Source organism: Acinetobacter sp. YH12102 (assembly GCF_013419125.1).
Taxonomy (GTDB): domain Bacteria; phylum Pseudomonadota; class Gammaproteobacteria; order Pseudomonadales; family Moraxellaceae; genus Acinetobacter; species Acinetobacter pseudolwoffii.
On record NZ_VPAS01000005.1, the window covers coordinates 1 to 13030 of the forward strand.

The 13030-nt window shown below is 42.7% G+C and carries 14 protein-coding genes; 5 read left to right on the forward strand and 9 right to left on the reverse strand.

What is annotated here, in order from left to right; genetic code table 11:
- Positions 1–489: 489 nt before the first annotated feature.
- From FTU42_RS06230 to ftsY, 4 genes are all read right to left on the reverse strand, one after another.
- Positions 490–1143, reverse strand: coding sequence for a DUF2057 domain-containing protein (locus FTU42_RS06230; protein ID WP_074383185.1), 654 nt, complete (start codon positions 1141–1143; stop codon positions 490–492).
- Between the two features lie 199 nt (positions 1144–1342).
- Complete coding sequence (locus FTU42_RS06235; RefSeq protein WP_005097059.1) at positions 1343–1936, reverse strand: nitroreductase family protein; 594 nt, start codon at positions 1934–1936, stop codon at positions 1343–1345.
- 191 nt (positions 1937–2127) lie between these two features.
- Entirely contained in the window at positions 2128–2817 is a 690-nt protein-coding gene (locus tag FTU42_RS06240; protein ID WP_100355321.1) for a nitroreductase family protein, read from the reverse strand.
- Positions 2818–2990: 173 nt separating this feature from the next.
- Positions 2991–4097: a signal recognition particle-docking protein FtsY gene (ftsY, locus tag FTU42_RS06245; RefSeq protein WP_005097061.1), complete on the reverse strand. Its 1107-nt coding sequence runs from the start codon at positions 4095–4097 to the stop codon at positions 2991–2993.
- A 179-nt stretch (positions 4098–4276) separates the two neighbouring features.
- On the opposite strand from ftsY, the gene FTU42_RS06250 reads away from it, so the two are divergent.
- The gene (locus tag FTU42_RS06250; protein WP_180083175.1) at positions 4277–5671 is read left to right on the forward strand and encodes a pitrilysin family protein; all 1395 of its coding nucleotides are present in this window, start codon (positions 4277–4279) and stop codon (positions 5669–5671) included.
- An 11-nt stretch (positions 5672–5682) separates the two neighbouring features.
- Entirely contained in the window at positions 5683–7260 is a 1578-nt protein-coding gene (locus FTU42_RS06255; protein ID WP_180083176.1) for a pitrilysin family protein, read from the forward strand.
- On the opposite strand, the gene FTU42_RS06260 is transcribed toward FTU42_RS06255, so the two are convergent.
- Together FTU42_RS06260 and FTU42_RS06265 are read right to left on the reverse strand one after the other, a co-directional pair.
- Complete coding sequence (locus FTU42_RS06260) at positions 7184–7507, reverse strand: hypothetical protein (protein ID WP_005097067.1); 324 nt, start codon at positions 7505–7507, stop codon at positions 7184–7186. The genes FTU42_RS06255 and FTU42_RS06260 overlap by 77 nt on opposite strands.
- Before the next feature lie 97 nt (positions 7508–7604).
- Positions 7605–7964 (reverse strand): hypothetical protein, encoded by a 360-nt coding sequence (locus FTU42_RS06265; protein ID WP_035337940.1) that lies wholly within the window; start codon positions 7962–7964, stop codon positions 7605–7607.
- Positions 7965–8188: 224 nt separating this feature from the next.
- On the opposite strand from FTU42_RS06265, the gene FTU42_RS06270 reads away from it, so the two are divergent.
- The 3 genes from FTU42_RS06270 to FTU42_RS06280 all read left to right on the forward strand — a co-directional run bounded on the left by FTU42_RS06270 (position 8189) and on the right by FTU42_RS06280 (position 9491).
- A complete protein-coding gene (locus FTU42_RS06270) occupies positions 8189–8422 on the forward strand; it encodes a hypothetical protein (RefSeq protein ID WP_005097069.1) in 234 nt (77 codons plus the stop codon).
- 152 nt (positions 8423–8574) lie between these two features.
- A complete protein-coding gene (locus tag FTU42_RS06275) occupies positions 8575–8955 on the forward strand; it encodes a DUF2750 domain-containing protein (protein ID WP_180001733.1) in 381 nt (126 codons plus the stop codon).
- Positions 8956–9059: 104 nt separating this feature from the next.
- The gene (locus tag FTU42_RS06280) at positions 9060–9491 is read left to right on the forward strand and encodes a CBS domain-containing protein (RefSeq protein ID WP_005097071.1); all 432 of its coding nucleotides are present in this window, start codon (positions 9060–9062) and stop codon (positions 9489–9491) included.
- Between the two features lie 156 nt (positions 9492–9647).
- Here FTU42_RS06280 and trpB read toward each other — a convergent pair whose 3' ends face one another.
- From trpB to FTU42_RS06295, 3 genes are all read right to left on the reverse strand, one after another.
- A complete protein-coding gene (gene trpB, locus FTU42_RS06285; RefSeq protein ID WP_180083177.1) occupies positions 9648–10856 on the reverse strand; it encodes a tryptophan synthase subunit beta in 1209 nt (402 codons plus the stop codon).
- A gap of 103 nt (positions 10857–10959) precedes the next feature.
- Positions 10960–12147 (reverse strand): VWA domain-containing protein, encoded by a 1188-nt coding sequence (locus tag FTU42_RS06290; protein WP_159138293.1) that lies wholly within the window; start codon positions 12145–12147, stop codon positions 10960–10962.
- A gap of 13 nt (positions 12148–12160) precedes the next feature.
- Positions 12161–13012: a MoxR family ATPase gene (locus tag FTU42_RS06295; RefSeq protein ID WP_005097074.1), complete on the reverse strand. Its 852-nt coding sequence runs from the start codon at positions 13010–13012 to the stop codon at positions 12161–12163.
- Positions 13013–13030 lie beyond the last annotated feature (18 nt).

The window sequence follows — 13030 nt, forward strand, 5'->3', positions numbered from 1 at the left end:
AAACTCTTCAGTTTAAAATCAGTAGTGCCTAAAGGACACCAATCTTGGCTCATCAATTTTCTGACAAATATTTCTCAAATAAACTTCGAGTCATTTCTACCATCAATCAATGAAAATAATTTCGATCAATCAACCAGTAAAAATCCACACAAGTTGTTCTTCATAATCTCTTAATGATCTTCTTGCTCTTCGTCAGAAACAAGCTACCAGACAACTCACACAACAACCTAACTTAATCAGCCAAGTTCGTTTTGCTGTATCGCCTTGATGCAGCGTATTCTATACACTTTAGAAACAAGCGCAAGGGCTTTTCTCAAAAAGATTCAAAAAAGTGACTTGTACGTTTATTTTTTAATCTAAAATGTTATTTTTAGCCTTTTCTGAGAGATTTTCCAGATTTTTTGCATTAAAAGTATAACCAAATATAAATCTCTGCACTCTACCTATTAAAAAAGCATCAATACCATTTGATCCTTCATACTTTATCTTTTAATTCGTCTGTTCAGCCAACCAAGTCATAAATTTTTGACGTTCAGCTTTGGAGGCCTTTTGCCATAATTGAATGAGTTGTTGATCATTCTGCCCGACGAATTGAGTTTGAGGAGTGGCGACCGTAGCTACACTAGCTGCCTGAGCATATACAGGTGCTGGTTGATTAAGTGATGTTGCTGACTTGCTACTCATCTCGACTGTTTTGGTCAATACATTATTTGCAAACCATGTTCTCGCTGCATCTTTAGCGCCCGCTTGCTGAACAAGCAGCTGATTTTTTGCATCATATAAGCCAATGATGGGCTGATCCTGGTACTTTTTAGCTTCGTCAAAATTCTGAGGTGCATTAATTAACGCTAAACGATAGGTTTCACCATCTTTAAGCTCTGGAGTTTTTACAGTAAGCACTCCCGACTTTAAAATGTCATGTGAATTATCAGAGTGCTGAAAAAACTCATTATAGCGGACGCTGATATTATTCATTCCAGCATCCAGTTTATAAGTTGAATTAGAACGTAATAGACTTGATTTTATTTCCTGATTATTTACCGCAACGATCTTAATTTCTTCAGGTACTGTAATAGTCACCGCTGAAAAAACCGAGGTACTAAACAACAGTGCCGCTACAGTTGCCGCAATACGAAAATCCATATCATCTACTCATTTCAAGTTAATTATTAAAGTTGAGCTGCACTATGCCGCGTCGAAATGACAATTTTATGACAAAAACTTCTCTTATTTCACCTGAACTTTTAGCATTTATTTGACTAGCAATTTTAAATTATCTGCTATTAGCCAGTACAAATAAAAAAAGAAGCACAAAAGCACTTCTTTTTAGCTGAAACCCGATTTATGCAAAGGTTTTAAAACGCTCCGCATCATCCATAAAGGTTTTTTCGCCTGCAGGTGCTTCAATAGAACCAAAAACTAATTGTGCGCGAAGCTTCCAGTGCGATGGGACTTCAAAAGTTTGTGCAACTTCTTCATCAATAATTGGATTGTAATGCTGCAACGAGGCACCGATATTTTTCTCTGCCAAAGCTGTCCAGGTTGCAAACTGCGCAATGGCTGAAGAATGCTCTGACCAGACCGGGAAGTTATCGGCATAGAGTGCAAACTGTTCTTGCATCGATTTCACCACATTCTGGTCTTCATAAAACAATGCGGTGCCATAACCTGCTGCAAAACCATTAATTTTATTATTGGTTGCTTCAAATGCATCTGTCGAAACAAGATCACGCAAGGTTTCACGCACAATATGCCAGAAAGTATCATGTGATTGACCAAATAAAATTACCACACGAGAAGTTTGCGAGTTAAAAGATGATGGGCTGTGTTTAACTGCATCTTTAATGAGATTTTCAATTTCAGCCTGCTCCAGGCTCACATTTTTCCCAATGGTATAAATGCTTCGGCGCTGTTTGATTTGATCTAAAAATGCCATAAATTCACCTCTATGTATTTTGATTATTAAAAACTGATAAAGTCATACTACGTGTTTTGAGCACTTAAAACAGGTGCATTCCCATAACAATGTGTTTTATTTATAGAACAATCAGACTTAGATCTGAATAGAATATTTGTATTAGATTTCATTCGCAGCATCCATGCTGCTATACCGTCCTTCATCGGTTTTTAACCCAATACTTTAAAAAAGTGCTGATCTTGCTGTTCTAATTTTTCTTTTGCTGCCTGCTCAATCGAGCCAAAGCAAAGTTGGGCACGTAACAACCAGCTCTTTTCAATGTCAAAATGCTCGGCGACTAAAGTGTCGATCTGCGGATTATAATGCTGTAAAGATGCACCTAAACCCGAATCTGCCAATGCAGTCCACACGGCAAATTGCGCCATTCCTGATGTCTGTTCAGACCAGATCGGGAAATCTTCTGCATTGAGCGGCATTTTCTTTTGTAGTTGCTGAATCACGGCTTGATCTTCGTAAAATAAAATCGTGCCATATGCCGCGGCACACTGATTTAACTTGATCTCTGCACCTTCGTAAATATGTGTGGGCACATGCTGGCGCTGAACCTGTTTGACAAGTTCCCAAAACTTATAATGAGAATCCGCAAATAACACTACAATCCGCGTACTTTGGGAATTATAGGCTGAAGGACAACTGCGCACTGCTGCCTGAAGCATTTCACTCAGATACGCCTGACTATAATGTACGCGCTTGCCAAGTTCATAAATACTACGGCGCTTTTTCAACTGATCAACAAAAGTCAGTTTCAAATCATCATCGGATTTGTTTTTTTTCGAAAATTTAAAGTCCTTGGTTATATCACTTGTTAATACCTGACCAATTTTATTTAGCAATGCCATTTCTTCCCCCCACAAAACCCAGCTAAAACAGCTCGAATAATCCCATACAAGTATAATGGCTTTATTACGGTAGATAGATCTGGTTCATATTTTCTAGCTGATTTTTAAAGCATTCAAACCCCTCAAAAACAACAAACTCCGCACTTAGCGGAGTTTGTGTGAATTATCACGCATTATTTATTTTCAGTTTCAAACAATGCAGCAACAAAAGATTTGGCAGAGAAAGGACGCAAGTCATCAATTTTCTCACCCACACCAATAAAGCGAATCGGCACATGAGTACGACTGGCAATATTAAACAGTACGCCACCTTTGGCAGTCCCATCGAGCTTGGTAATGGTCAAACCGGTTAGGCCTACCGCCTCATCAAACATTTCGACCTGGTTAATGGCATTCTGACCTGTTCCGGCATCGACAACCAACATCACTTCATGTGGTGCAGTCGCATCAATTTTCTGCATGACACGTTTTACTTTGGTCAACTCTTGCATCAAATGACCTTTGTTATGCAAACGACCAGCTGTATCAGCAATTAATACATCTACGCCTTTGGCACGCGCACTTTCAAAAGCATCGAAAATGACTGAAGCCGAGTCTGCACCATTGCCTTGAGCCACGACCGCAATATTATTACGCTCACCCCAGATCTGTAGCTGCTCCGTTGCAGCTGCACGGAAAGTATCACCTGCCGCCAGCATGACAGTCTTGCCTTCACCTTGCAGACGTTTGGCCAGTTTGCCAATCGTGGTGGTTTTACCTACACCATTTACACCGACCACTAAAATCACATAAGGCGATTTATTCGGATCAATGTGTAGCGGTTTTACCCGGGGTGCCAATAAAGCCACCAGTTCTTCCTGAAGCGCCTTATACAGTGAATGCGAGTAGATCAAGTCACCACGTTCGGTACGCTCGGTCAGGTTAGCAATGATGGTCTTGGTGGCTTCCACACCAATATCGGCCACCAGCAGCTGCTCTTCGACTTCTTCTAATAATTCATCATCAATTTCTTTACCACCGATCAGGATATTGACCATCCCATCGGCAAGGTTTTTACGGGTTTTGGTTAAACCCTCTTTCATACGGCTAAAGAAGCCACCTTTCGCCGCAGAATCTTCATTTTCAGTTTCTGTTACGACAGGTGCAGAAACTACAGCTGCTTCGCTTGGCGTTTCTACGATAGGCACATTGACCGCAGGTAAGCTCGGTAATGTGACATCATCATCTCCGATATCAGCATCAATCAAAAATTTGTTTTGCCCATTAGATTGCTGTTGCATGCCGAATCCTTGAAAAGCATTGCGTTAAAAACCCAGATTCTACCATAACTTGCCTGCTTTGCAGCTAGCAATGCAAATGCTGGACAAACATACCAAAAAGCTACAGCTCTTGGTTGCTTTCATCTCCGCATTTATTAAAAATAACCCTAAATACAAATGCCTATTTTTTGGGAGATCTAGTGTCCGCTACCTTTTTGACTGTCTCCTCTGTTTCCAGAATGATTAAACAAACGCTTTATCCACTTGGTGTCCTATTGCTGGGATTAAGTATTAATCAGGCCCAAGCCCAGACTCGTAGTGAATTATCACGCACCACTTTTGAAACCACTTTAAGTAATGGATTAAAAGTCATTATTCGGGAAGACCATCGTGCGCCCATGGTGATGACCCAGATCTGGTATAAAGTCGGCAGCAGTGATGAATCTGGCAATATTCTGGGGGTATCGCATGCACTTGAACATATGATGTTCAAAGGTACGCATAAAGTTCCAAATGACGAATTTACCCGTCTGAGCCGGATTTATGGCGGCAGCATCAACGCCGCCACCTTTACCAATTACACCAATTATTATCAGCTCTATCCTAAAGCCTATTTCCCCATGGCACTGGAACTTGAATCTGACCGCATGAGCAATTTATTACTGCGGCAGCAGGACTTTGCGCCAGAAATTAAAGTGGTGATGGAAGAACGGCGCCAGCGTACCGATGACAACCCGCGCGCTCAGGCCTTTGAACGCTTTAAATGGATCAGTTATCCGACCAGCCATTATCGCCAACCGGTGATTGGACATATGAAAACTCTAAATAATATTCAGTTAAATGATGTCAAAAAATGGTATCGGGACTGGTATAGCCCCAATAATGCCATTCTGGTAATTGTCGGAAATGTGGAATCGGAAGCGGCTTTAGCGCAAGTGCAAAAATATTTTGGAGATATCCCTGCGCGTCCAACACCGCCACGTAATGATGTGCTGGAGTTTGAGCGCTTAGGCTATCGGCATATGGAAATTAACAGTAATGTTCAGGTGCCCAATCTGTACATGACCTGGAATGTGAAATCCCTCGGCACTGCCAAAAACCCACAAGATGCGTATGCCTTGACCATTATTCGTAGCCTTTTGGACAGCGGTATATCTTCACGCCTGCAAGACCGTCTGGTGCGTGATCGTAAAATTCTGACCTCTGTCAGCGTTTCTTATGATCCTTATAATCGTGGTGACAGCCTGTTTGGCATTTCTGCCTTACCTGCGTCAGGCGTATCTTTGCAAGAGGCACAACAAGCGATTCAGGATGAAGTGGATGTACTCAAAACCACCGCCATGACCCAACAGGAAGTAGATCGTATCAGCACCCGCTTTATCTCCAGTTTGATTTATAGTCAGGATGATATTGCCGGCCAGGCCAAAATGATTGGCAATCTGGAAGTCAATGGACTGAGTTATCGGCTGATGGATGAACTACCCAAACATTTTGAAAGTGTTAGTGTTCAGGATATCCAGCGTGTCGCCAATGCCTATTTCGTCCGAGACAATCTCAGCACACTTTATCTCTCACCTGAACAAAAAGCCCAATAATGGGGATTGCAATGCGTCATCATCTTCGCCCTTTTTTACTTATTTTTATTTTAAGTTTTGCTTCTGCTGTTCATGCAGAAAATTATCTGGACCCTCAACCCGATCAAAACGATAATCCGAGTCAGTTACAGTCTATCCCTCTGTTGCAAAGCCTGAAAAATCTCAATCCGCAGCGTGAATTTCAGGCACCGTATATTCACGACCTGAACAATCGCTATCAGGTACGTACGCTATTTGTTGAAACCCAAGATCTTCCAATGGTGGATATCCAGCTGACCTTTAATGCCGGCTCGGCGCGTGATCAGGAAATTACTAAAGGACTCTATGGCCTGTCCAGTATGGCAGCCAAGTTGATGCGTGAAGGCACAGACAGATATAGTGCGAATCAGGTCGCGGCAATTTTTGACCAGACTGGAGCACAATTTAGCGTACAGGCCTATCGGGACATGTTTGTGGTTCGGCTGCGTACGCTTTCAGATCCAAATAAATTGGAACCGGCACTCGGAATGATGATGGAAGTTCTAAAGAATGCGTCATTTAAACCCGCCAGTATTAATCTGGCTTTAAGCAATACCCAAGTGGGACAAAAGCAATTACAGGAAAATCCAAGCCGGCTGATGGATATTCGTTTTTATCGCACTCTATATGGTCAGCATCCTTATGCAGAACCAATCAGTGGCACCCAAGGCAGTACCAAGAAAATTAATGCCGAATTATTAAAACAATTCCGTGATCAGTTTCTGGTGGCGCAAAATATGAATATTGCTATTACCGGTAAACTCAGCCCCAAACAGGCGCTGGAACTGTCAGAACGGATTGCCGGCAATTTAACTCAAGGTCAAAAAGCAGCTGCATTACCACAGCCTGAAATTAAATCTGGTTTTGAAGTGGTGCATTTACCCTATAACTCGTCTCAGGCGCATATCACTTTTGGACATATAGGGCCATCACGCTTTACTGAAGATCGACTGGCCCTAGAAGTCGCCAACCGCATGTTTGGCGGGAGTGGATTTAATGCAGTACTCATGCAGGAACTGCGGGTCAAACGTGGTTTTAGCTACGGCGCTTATAGCTCATTCAGCTTTAGTCAGGCACCCGGAGTATTCAGCTTTAAATATTCTACACGGCAGGATCAGCTACTAGAGAGTATTCAGGTTGCACATCAGGCATTTATCAATTTTGTCAGCCAACCGATTGACACTCAACGTCTGGAAGAAACCAAAGCAGGCATGCTGCGCGCCTTCCCTAACAATTACAGCAGCAATGCCACCATTAATGCCCAGTTAGGCAATATGAGCTTTTATAGTGAGCAAAATGATTATTTATCCAGTTATCCGAAACGTCTGGCCAGAATTAGCGCAAAGGATGTGCAAAATGCAATACGCAAACATTTACATCCAGACCGCCTAACGCTGGTCGTGGTCAATAAAGAACTGGATAAAGATGCCTTGAAAATGCGTTTGGAGCAGAATTTAATGGATGCCAATTTCAATTTGCCAGCAAACCCTGTGCCTAAGGCATCTCCACCGAGAGCGGTGGCAGCTGACGCGCCCGCAGAGACTCCTGCTGATAGGCCTGCATCAATTTAAGATACTGCCCACGACGGATATGCTGCTGCTCTAATAGAGCCAGTGCCAGATCCTGAGTTTGGGGCAAATTCTGCTGTTCAGAAAGTTGCCGAATCTGAGTGATTTGAGAGATGCTAAGCGGACGATAGAGAGCCAATGCGGCTAAAAATAAAATTACCACAACCATAAAAATGACAACAATATTATAAATCTGTTCCAGCTTGATTCTGCTGAACCATTGAATTAACTTTTCTGTATCTATAGACATACACTACCTCAAGTTAAAGGTAGTGTATGGTTAGGCTTATATAAGTTCAAGTCAGTAGCGCCATATTTAGCAGGGCTAAAATCCACGACTCTGCGGATTAGCTCATCATTCTGCTCAGAATAGTGGAATAGAGCACCAATGCTACAATCACCAATACCAGTGCAACAGCAAATTTACTTAACCCCGCTTCTGCTTCAGGGGGATGCAGGCGATCTTCATCTGCAATTCGAACCAACTCGCCATTATAGAGTTTATAGAACTGCTCACGCTGATTGACGTCCAGAGCACGGGTAAAGTCATACACCTCTTTACGTTGTGCCAGTCCATAATTACCTAGATGCGTATATTTACTAAATATAGCGTCATCCAGTTTCTTGCGATGCAAATGTGCAAGTTCAAGGATTTGCCCAGCAGTTGGTGGCATATCAAAATTTACACCATCTAAAGTTCTTGTCATCATGGCTTTCTCCTTATTGTTTGATCTCTATTTACAATTTATCTTAATAATATTTATAAGTGTGTATAGTTTAGTCATGTAAACTATAACTAAAGTAAACGAATAAAATCGAATAGTTGACTTTTCCATTATTTTGTAATATTAGTTTAACAATACTAAGTTATATTTGTATTTAGACTGATTAGTCTGTCCTGTAATCATAATTAAAATTAAGGAGTTTTTATATGATACAACAACTCTCTCAACACGATCTGGAACATCTGTATGCAGATGCCGTGAATACCATCCAATCCCAAATGAACTTTGTGGATGCGGTAAAACAGCTTGAAGATGCAGCTCGTGCAGGTCATGGTAAAGCAGCGCTTTTTTTAGCAGAACTTTATTATCAAGGTTTCCGTGTAGAACGGGATTCACTCAAAGCGCAGTACTGGCAGAACATGGCCACCCTGCAAGCATAATGAAACGTCACCTAGGTGGCGTTTTTTTCAGCCCTTTTTTTCGATAAATAGCAATAAATACATATTTTCTTACCAATCCTTGCAAAGCTGAAACAGTAATTACTTATAAAGTTCCTAGAATAAGGTCTGACATCCAATAGCACTTTATTCTAATGAAACCACGAAAAATTATTCAAATTGATCCGATCTGTAAAGAATCCCTTTTCAAGATCACCATGCTGAAATCTTTAAGGAATTGTGGCGAGCTATGGGGCGCATATCATCAAGGCTGGGCAATGATGCGTGATCAGGAAGACTGTATTTTCCCGTTTTGGCTAAATCCTCTCGATGCCAAAAATTATGCCCAGCAACATTGGCCTGATTATGCTCCGCGTAAAATCAATTCTGAAGATTTTGAAAATGCATTATTGCCGACCTTGTCGCGCCTGAATGTCACCCCAGCCCTGTGCAATACCAATGGCACCAGACTTAAACTGAGCACTGCACAGATGCGTCACCTATTTTTTTCACAACAAAGACTGCACATTGCGTAAATAACATGCTATTTATAAAGACTAAAACCTAAACACTTAGAGATGTTCAGGTTGAAGGCATACTCTAGGATTAATAATAAATTGACCAGTAAGGATGATGAAGCATGACCAATGTGGCACAGGTGCTGAATGAAAAAATGCATCAAGCTATTTATACCATCCGTCCAGATTCTACTGTTTTAGAGGCCATCACCTTGATGGCTGATAAAGGAATCGGGGCACTTGTGGTAACGCATGAAGATAACGTGGTAGGGATTTTGTCGGAGCGGGATTACACTCGTAAAATCGCCCTGATGCAAAGAACCTCTTTCGATACCACAGTCAATGAAATCATGACCTCTAAAGTGATTACCGTAAATACCTCGACGACTGTAGAAGACTGTTTAGCCTTAATGACTGAGCGCCATCTACGGCATCTGCCAGTGGTAGAAGATGAAAAACTGCTTGGTCTGATTTCAATCGGAGATTTGGTCAAAGCAGCAATGGATGACCAACGCAAACTGATTGATCAATTACAGCAATATATTTCAGGTTAAAAGCAGTTTAGTGTTTTTAAAAGATCTGAAACATGGCAAAAATCAAGTTTAAAGGCCCTTAATTTAAATAATAAAGTCATGACAAAGACGCAGATTTCACCTATAAAAAATCCCGGTACATGACCGGGATTTTTTATATCAATATTGTCAGCAAGCTTAATTTAAACCCAGTTTCTCTGCCACATAATCTGAGTCTTTATCACCACGTCCAGAAAGATTGACCACGATTTTGACTTCTTTTGGCAACTTACCCGCCTCACGAATCGCCCAAGCGACTGCATGTGAACTTTCTAATGCCGGCACAATACCTTCGACACGTGACAAGGTCATGAAAGCATTCAGACATTCCTGATCGGTCGCTGTGGTGTACTCTACCCGGCCTAAGTCTTTAAGCAAACTATGCTGCGGCCCCACACCAGGATAATCCAGGCCAGAAGCAATCGAATGTACCGGTAAAGGTTCACCCTGCTCATCTTCCAGCACATAGCAGGCCATACCATGCAATTGACTTGGTTTACCCAGTGTTAAGGTCGCCGAATGCATATCGGTGTCCAGGCCATGACCTCCCGGCTCTACGCCCACCAGCTTTACTTCCGGTTCATTTAAAAACGCGGTAAATGCACCCACTGCATTGGAACCACCGCCAACACAGGCCACCACATAGTCCGGGTTTGCACCAAAACGGTCATTACTTTGCACTTTGATTTCATCACCGATAATGGACTGGAAATCACGTACCATCATTGGAAATGGATGCGGCCCCACCACCGAACCAATGGCATAGATATAATTTTTCGGGTCTTTCAAGTATTCTTCAAATGCACTATCAACTGCATCTTTCAGGGTTGCTGTACCACGCGTCACAGAGATCAGGCGCGCACCCAGAATCTTCATTTTTACGACGTTTGGATGCTCTTTTTCAATATCCACCTGACCCATGTGAATTTCACATGGAATCCCAACCAAGGCACAGGCAGTTGCCAATGCGACGCCGTGCTGACCCGCACCAGTTTCTGCAATGACTTTGGTCTTGCCCATGTATTTGGCCAGCAAAGCCTCACCCAGACAATGATTGATCTTGTGTGCACCTGTATGATTTAAATCTTCACGTTTCAGATAAATCTGTGCACCGCCTAACTGATCTGACAGACGCTTGGCATGAAATAAAGGACTTGGACGACCCACATAGTTGGCAAACAGGTCTTTAAGCTCGTTCTGGAATTCTGGAGTATGGCGGATTTCCTGATAAGCGACATTGATATCGTCCATCGCCTGTTTTAGATCGGGCGGAATAAACTGACCGCCATATTGACCAAAAAAGCCGTCCTCATTGGGTAAAGCAATACCATTAATTTGATGAGCCATAATAATTCCTGAACTTTGGAATGTACAACAAATGACTTTATCCTAAAATAATGTGGTTAACCCACTCATAATTATAGATAAAGCCACTAACAGAAAAATAAAATTAACGCGCGAGATATTTGGTCATATCTTCAATGCCTTTCAAAGTCATTGGAAACATATGGTTCTCAAAGATTTGCTTAATCAAACCAATGCTATGCGTGTAATGCCAATAGTTTTCTTCTTCGGGATTGAGCCATGCGGTTTTATCAAAATGCTGACGTAGACGCTGCAACCAGACCTGTCCTGCTTCATCATTCATATATTCAACCGAACCACCGACCGAGGTGATTTCATAAGGCGCCATACTGGCATCACCAACCACAATCACCCGGTAATCACGGCCATAGGTATTGAATAAATCCCAGGTATTCATGCGCGAGCTGGAACGGCGGATATTGTCTTTCCAGACATAGTCATACAGGCAGTTATGGAAATAAAAATAGTCCAGGGTTTTAAATTCGGTTTTGGCTGCGCTAAACAGTTTTTCACACTGGGCAATATGTGAGTCCATGGAACCGCCGACATCAAACAGCATCAGCACCTTAATGCGGTTACGGCGCTCAGGCACCAGCTGTACGTCTAAAATACCCTGCTTGGCGGTTTCACGAATCGTGCCATCGATATCCAGCTCTTCGGCTGCACCCTGACGCGCGAATTTACGCAAACGGCGCAGTGCCATTTGCATCTGACGACTTCCCAGAATCTGCTCATCATCGAGGTTGCGATATTGACGCTGCTCCCAGACTTTCACCGCAGAGCGTTTCCGTCCCGGCCCACCAATACGCACCCCTTCCGGATGATCGCCATAGGCACCGAAAGGCGAAGTGCCGCCGGTACCAATCATCTTGTTGCCACCCTGATGTTTTTTATGCTGTTCGCGCAAGCGCTCTTCCAGCATTTTCATCAGCTCTTCTAATGATCCGGCTTTTTTCAGCTCTTCGCGCTGTTCAGGAGTCAAATGCTTTTCAAGCAGTTCAAGATCGAACCAGTCTTTGGGCAGCTTATGTACCTGATTCAGCAGTTCATCAATATCAAAGCTCTGAATACCATCAAAATAGTCTTTCATGGCGCGATCGAATTTGTCGAAATAGCGCTCATCCTTAACCATTACAGTTTTGGCCAGCTGATAGAACTCATCCTGATCGGCAAAGACCAGTCCAGCCGCAACCGCCTGATTCAAATCGATCAGCTCACGGGTTGAGACCGGTACGCCGTATTTGCGTAAGGTATAAAACAGTCGCACAAACATGCGTGTTTCTCCCTTAACGACGTGACATAAAGGCTAGACGTTCAAGCAACTGTACATCTTGCTCATTTTTGATCAAGGCGCCGTACAAGGGTGGAATCGCTTTGGATTTATCAGTATTGCGCAAAATATCTTCCGGCATGTCGTCAGCCATGAGCAGGCTGAGCCAGTCAATCAGCTCAGATGTTGATGGTGGTTTTTTCAAACCCGGAATCTGGCGCAATTTAAAGAAAACCTGCAAGGCTTCATTGACCAATGTGGCAGAGATATTCTCGAAATGTACATCGATGATTTCGCGCATGGTCGCTTCATCCGGAAATTCGATATAGTGGAAGAAACAACGGCGCAGGAATGCATCGGGCAATTCTTTTTCATTATTTGAGGTAATGATGACGATTGGACGCTGGGTTGCGGTAATGGTTTCCCCGGTCTCGTACACATAGAACGACATTTTATCGAGTTCATGTAGCAAGTCATTCGGAAACTCGATGTCTGCCTTATCAATTTCATCAATCAGCAGGACACAACGTTCTTCGCTGGTAAATGCTTCCCACAGTTTACCCGGCTTGATGTAGTTCTTGATGTCATAGACACGGTCATCACCAAGCTGACTATCACGCAGGCGCGACACCGCATCGTATTCATACAGGCCTTGCTGTGCTTTGGTGGTGGACTTGATATGCCAGGTGATCAGTTTTAGGCCCAGGCTTTCTGCTACCTGCTCAGCCAATAAAGTTTTCCCTGTACCAGGCTCACCTTTGACCAATAACGGCTTTTGTAAACTACGGGCAGCTTTAACCGCCAACTTTAAACTGTCAGTCGCAATGTACTGAGCTGTACCTGAAAATTGTTGATGATCAGCAGACATGATTTAACCTTATTTTTT

Bases quoted from the DNA above. Each gene is read 5' to 3' on its own strand.
- FTU42_RS06230 (WP_074383185.1), bottom strand. From the start codon at position 1,143: ATGGATTTTCGTATTGCGGCAACTGTAGCGGCACTGTTGTTTAGTACC.
- FTU42_RS06235 (WP_005097059.1), bottom strand. From the start codon at position 1,936: ATGGCATTTTTAGATCAAATCAAACAGCGCCGAAGCATTTATACCATT.
- FTU42_RS06240 (WP_100355321.1), bottom strand. From the start codon at position 2,817: ATGGCATTGCTAAATAAAATTGGTCAGGTATTAACAAGTGATATAACC.
- ftsY (WP_005097061.1), bottom strand. From the start codon at position 4,097: ATGCAACAGCAATCTAATGGGCAAAACAAATTTTTGATTGATGCTGAT.
- FTU42_RS06255 (WP_180083176.1), top strand. From the start codon at position 5,683: ATGCGTCATCATCTTCGCCCTTTTTTACTTATTTTTATTTTAAGTTTT.
- FTU42_RS06260 (WP_005097067.1), bottom strand. From the start codon at position 7,507: ATGTCTATAGATACAGAAAAGTTAATTCAATGGTTCAGCAGAATCAAG.
- FTU42_RS06265 (WP_035337940.1), bottom strand. From the start codon at position 7,964: ATGACAAGAACTTTAGATGGTGTAAATTTTGATATGCCACCAACTGCT.
- FTU42_RS06270 (WP_005097069.1), top strand. From the start codon at position 8,189: ATGATACAACAACTCTCTCAACACGATCTGGAACATCTGTATGCAGAT.
- FTU42_RS06275 (WP_180001733.1), top strand. From the start codon at position 8,575: ATGAAACCACGAAAAATTATTCAAATTGATCCGATCTGTAAAGAATCC.
- FTU42_RS06280 (WP_005097071.1), top strand. From the start codon at position 9,060: ATGACCAATGTGGCACAGGTGCTGAATGAAAAAATGCATCAAGCTATT.
- trpB (WP_180083177.1), bottom strand. From the start codon at position 10,856: ATGGCTCATCAAATTAATGGTATTGCTTTACCCAATGAGGACGGCTTT.
- FTU42_RS06290 (WP_159138293.1), bottom strand. From the start codon at position 12,147: ATGTTTGTGCGACTGTTTTATACCTTACGCAAATACGGCGTACCGGTC.
- FTU42_RS06295 (WP_005097074.1), bottom strand. From the start codon at position 13,012: ATGTCTGCTGATCATCAACAATTTTCAGGTACAGCTCAGTACATTGCG.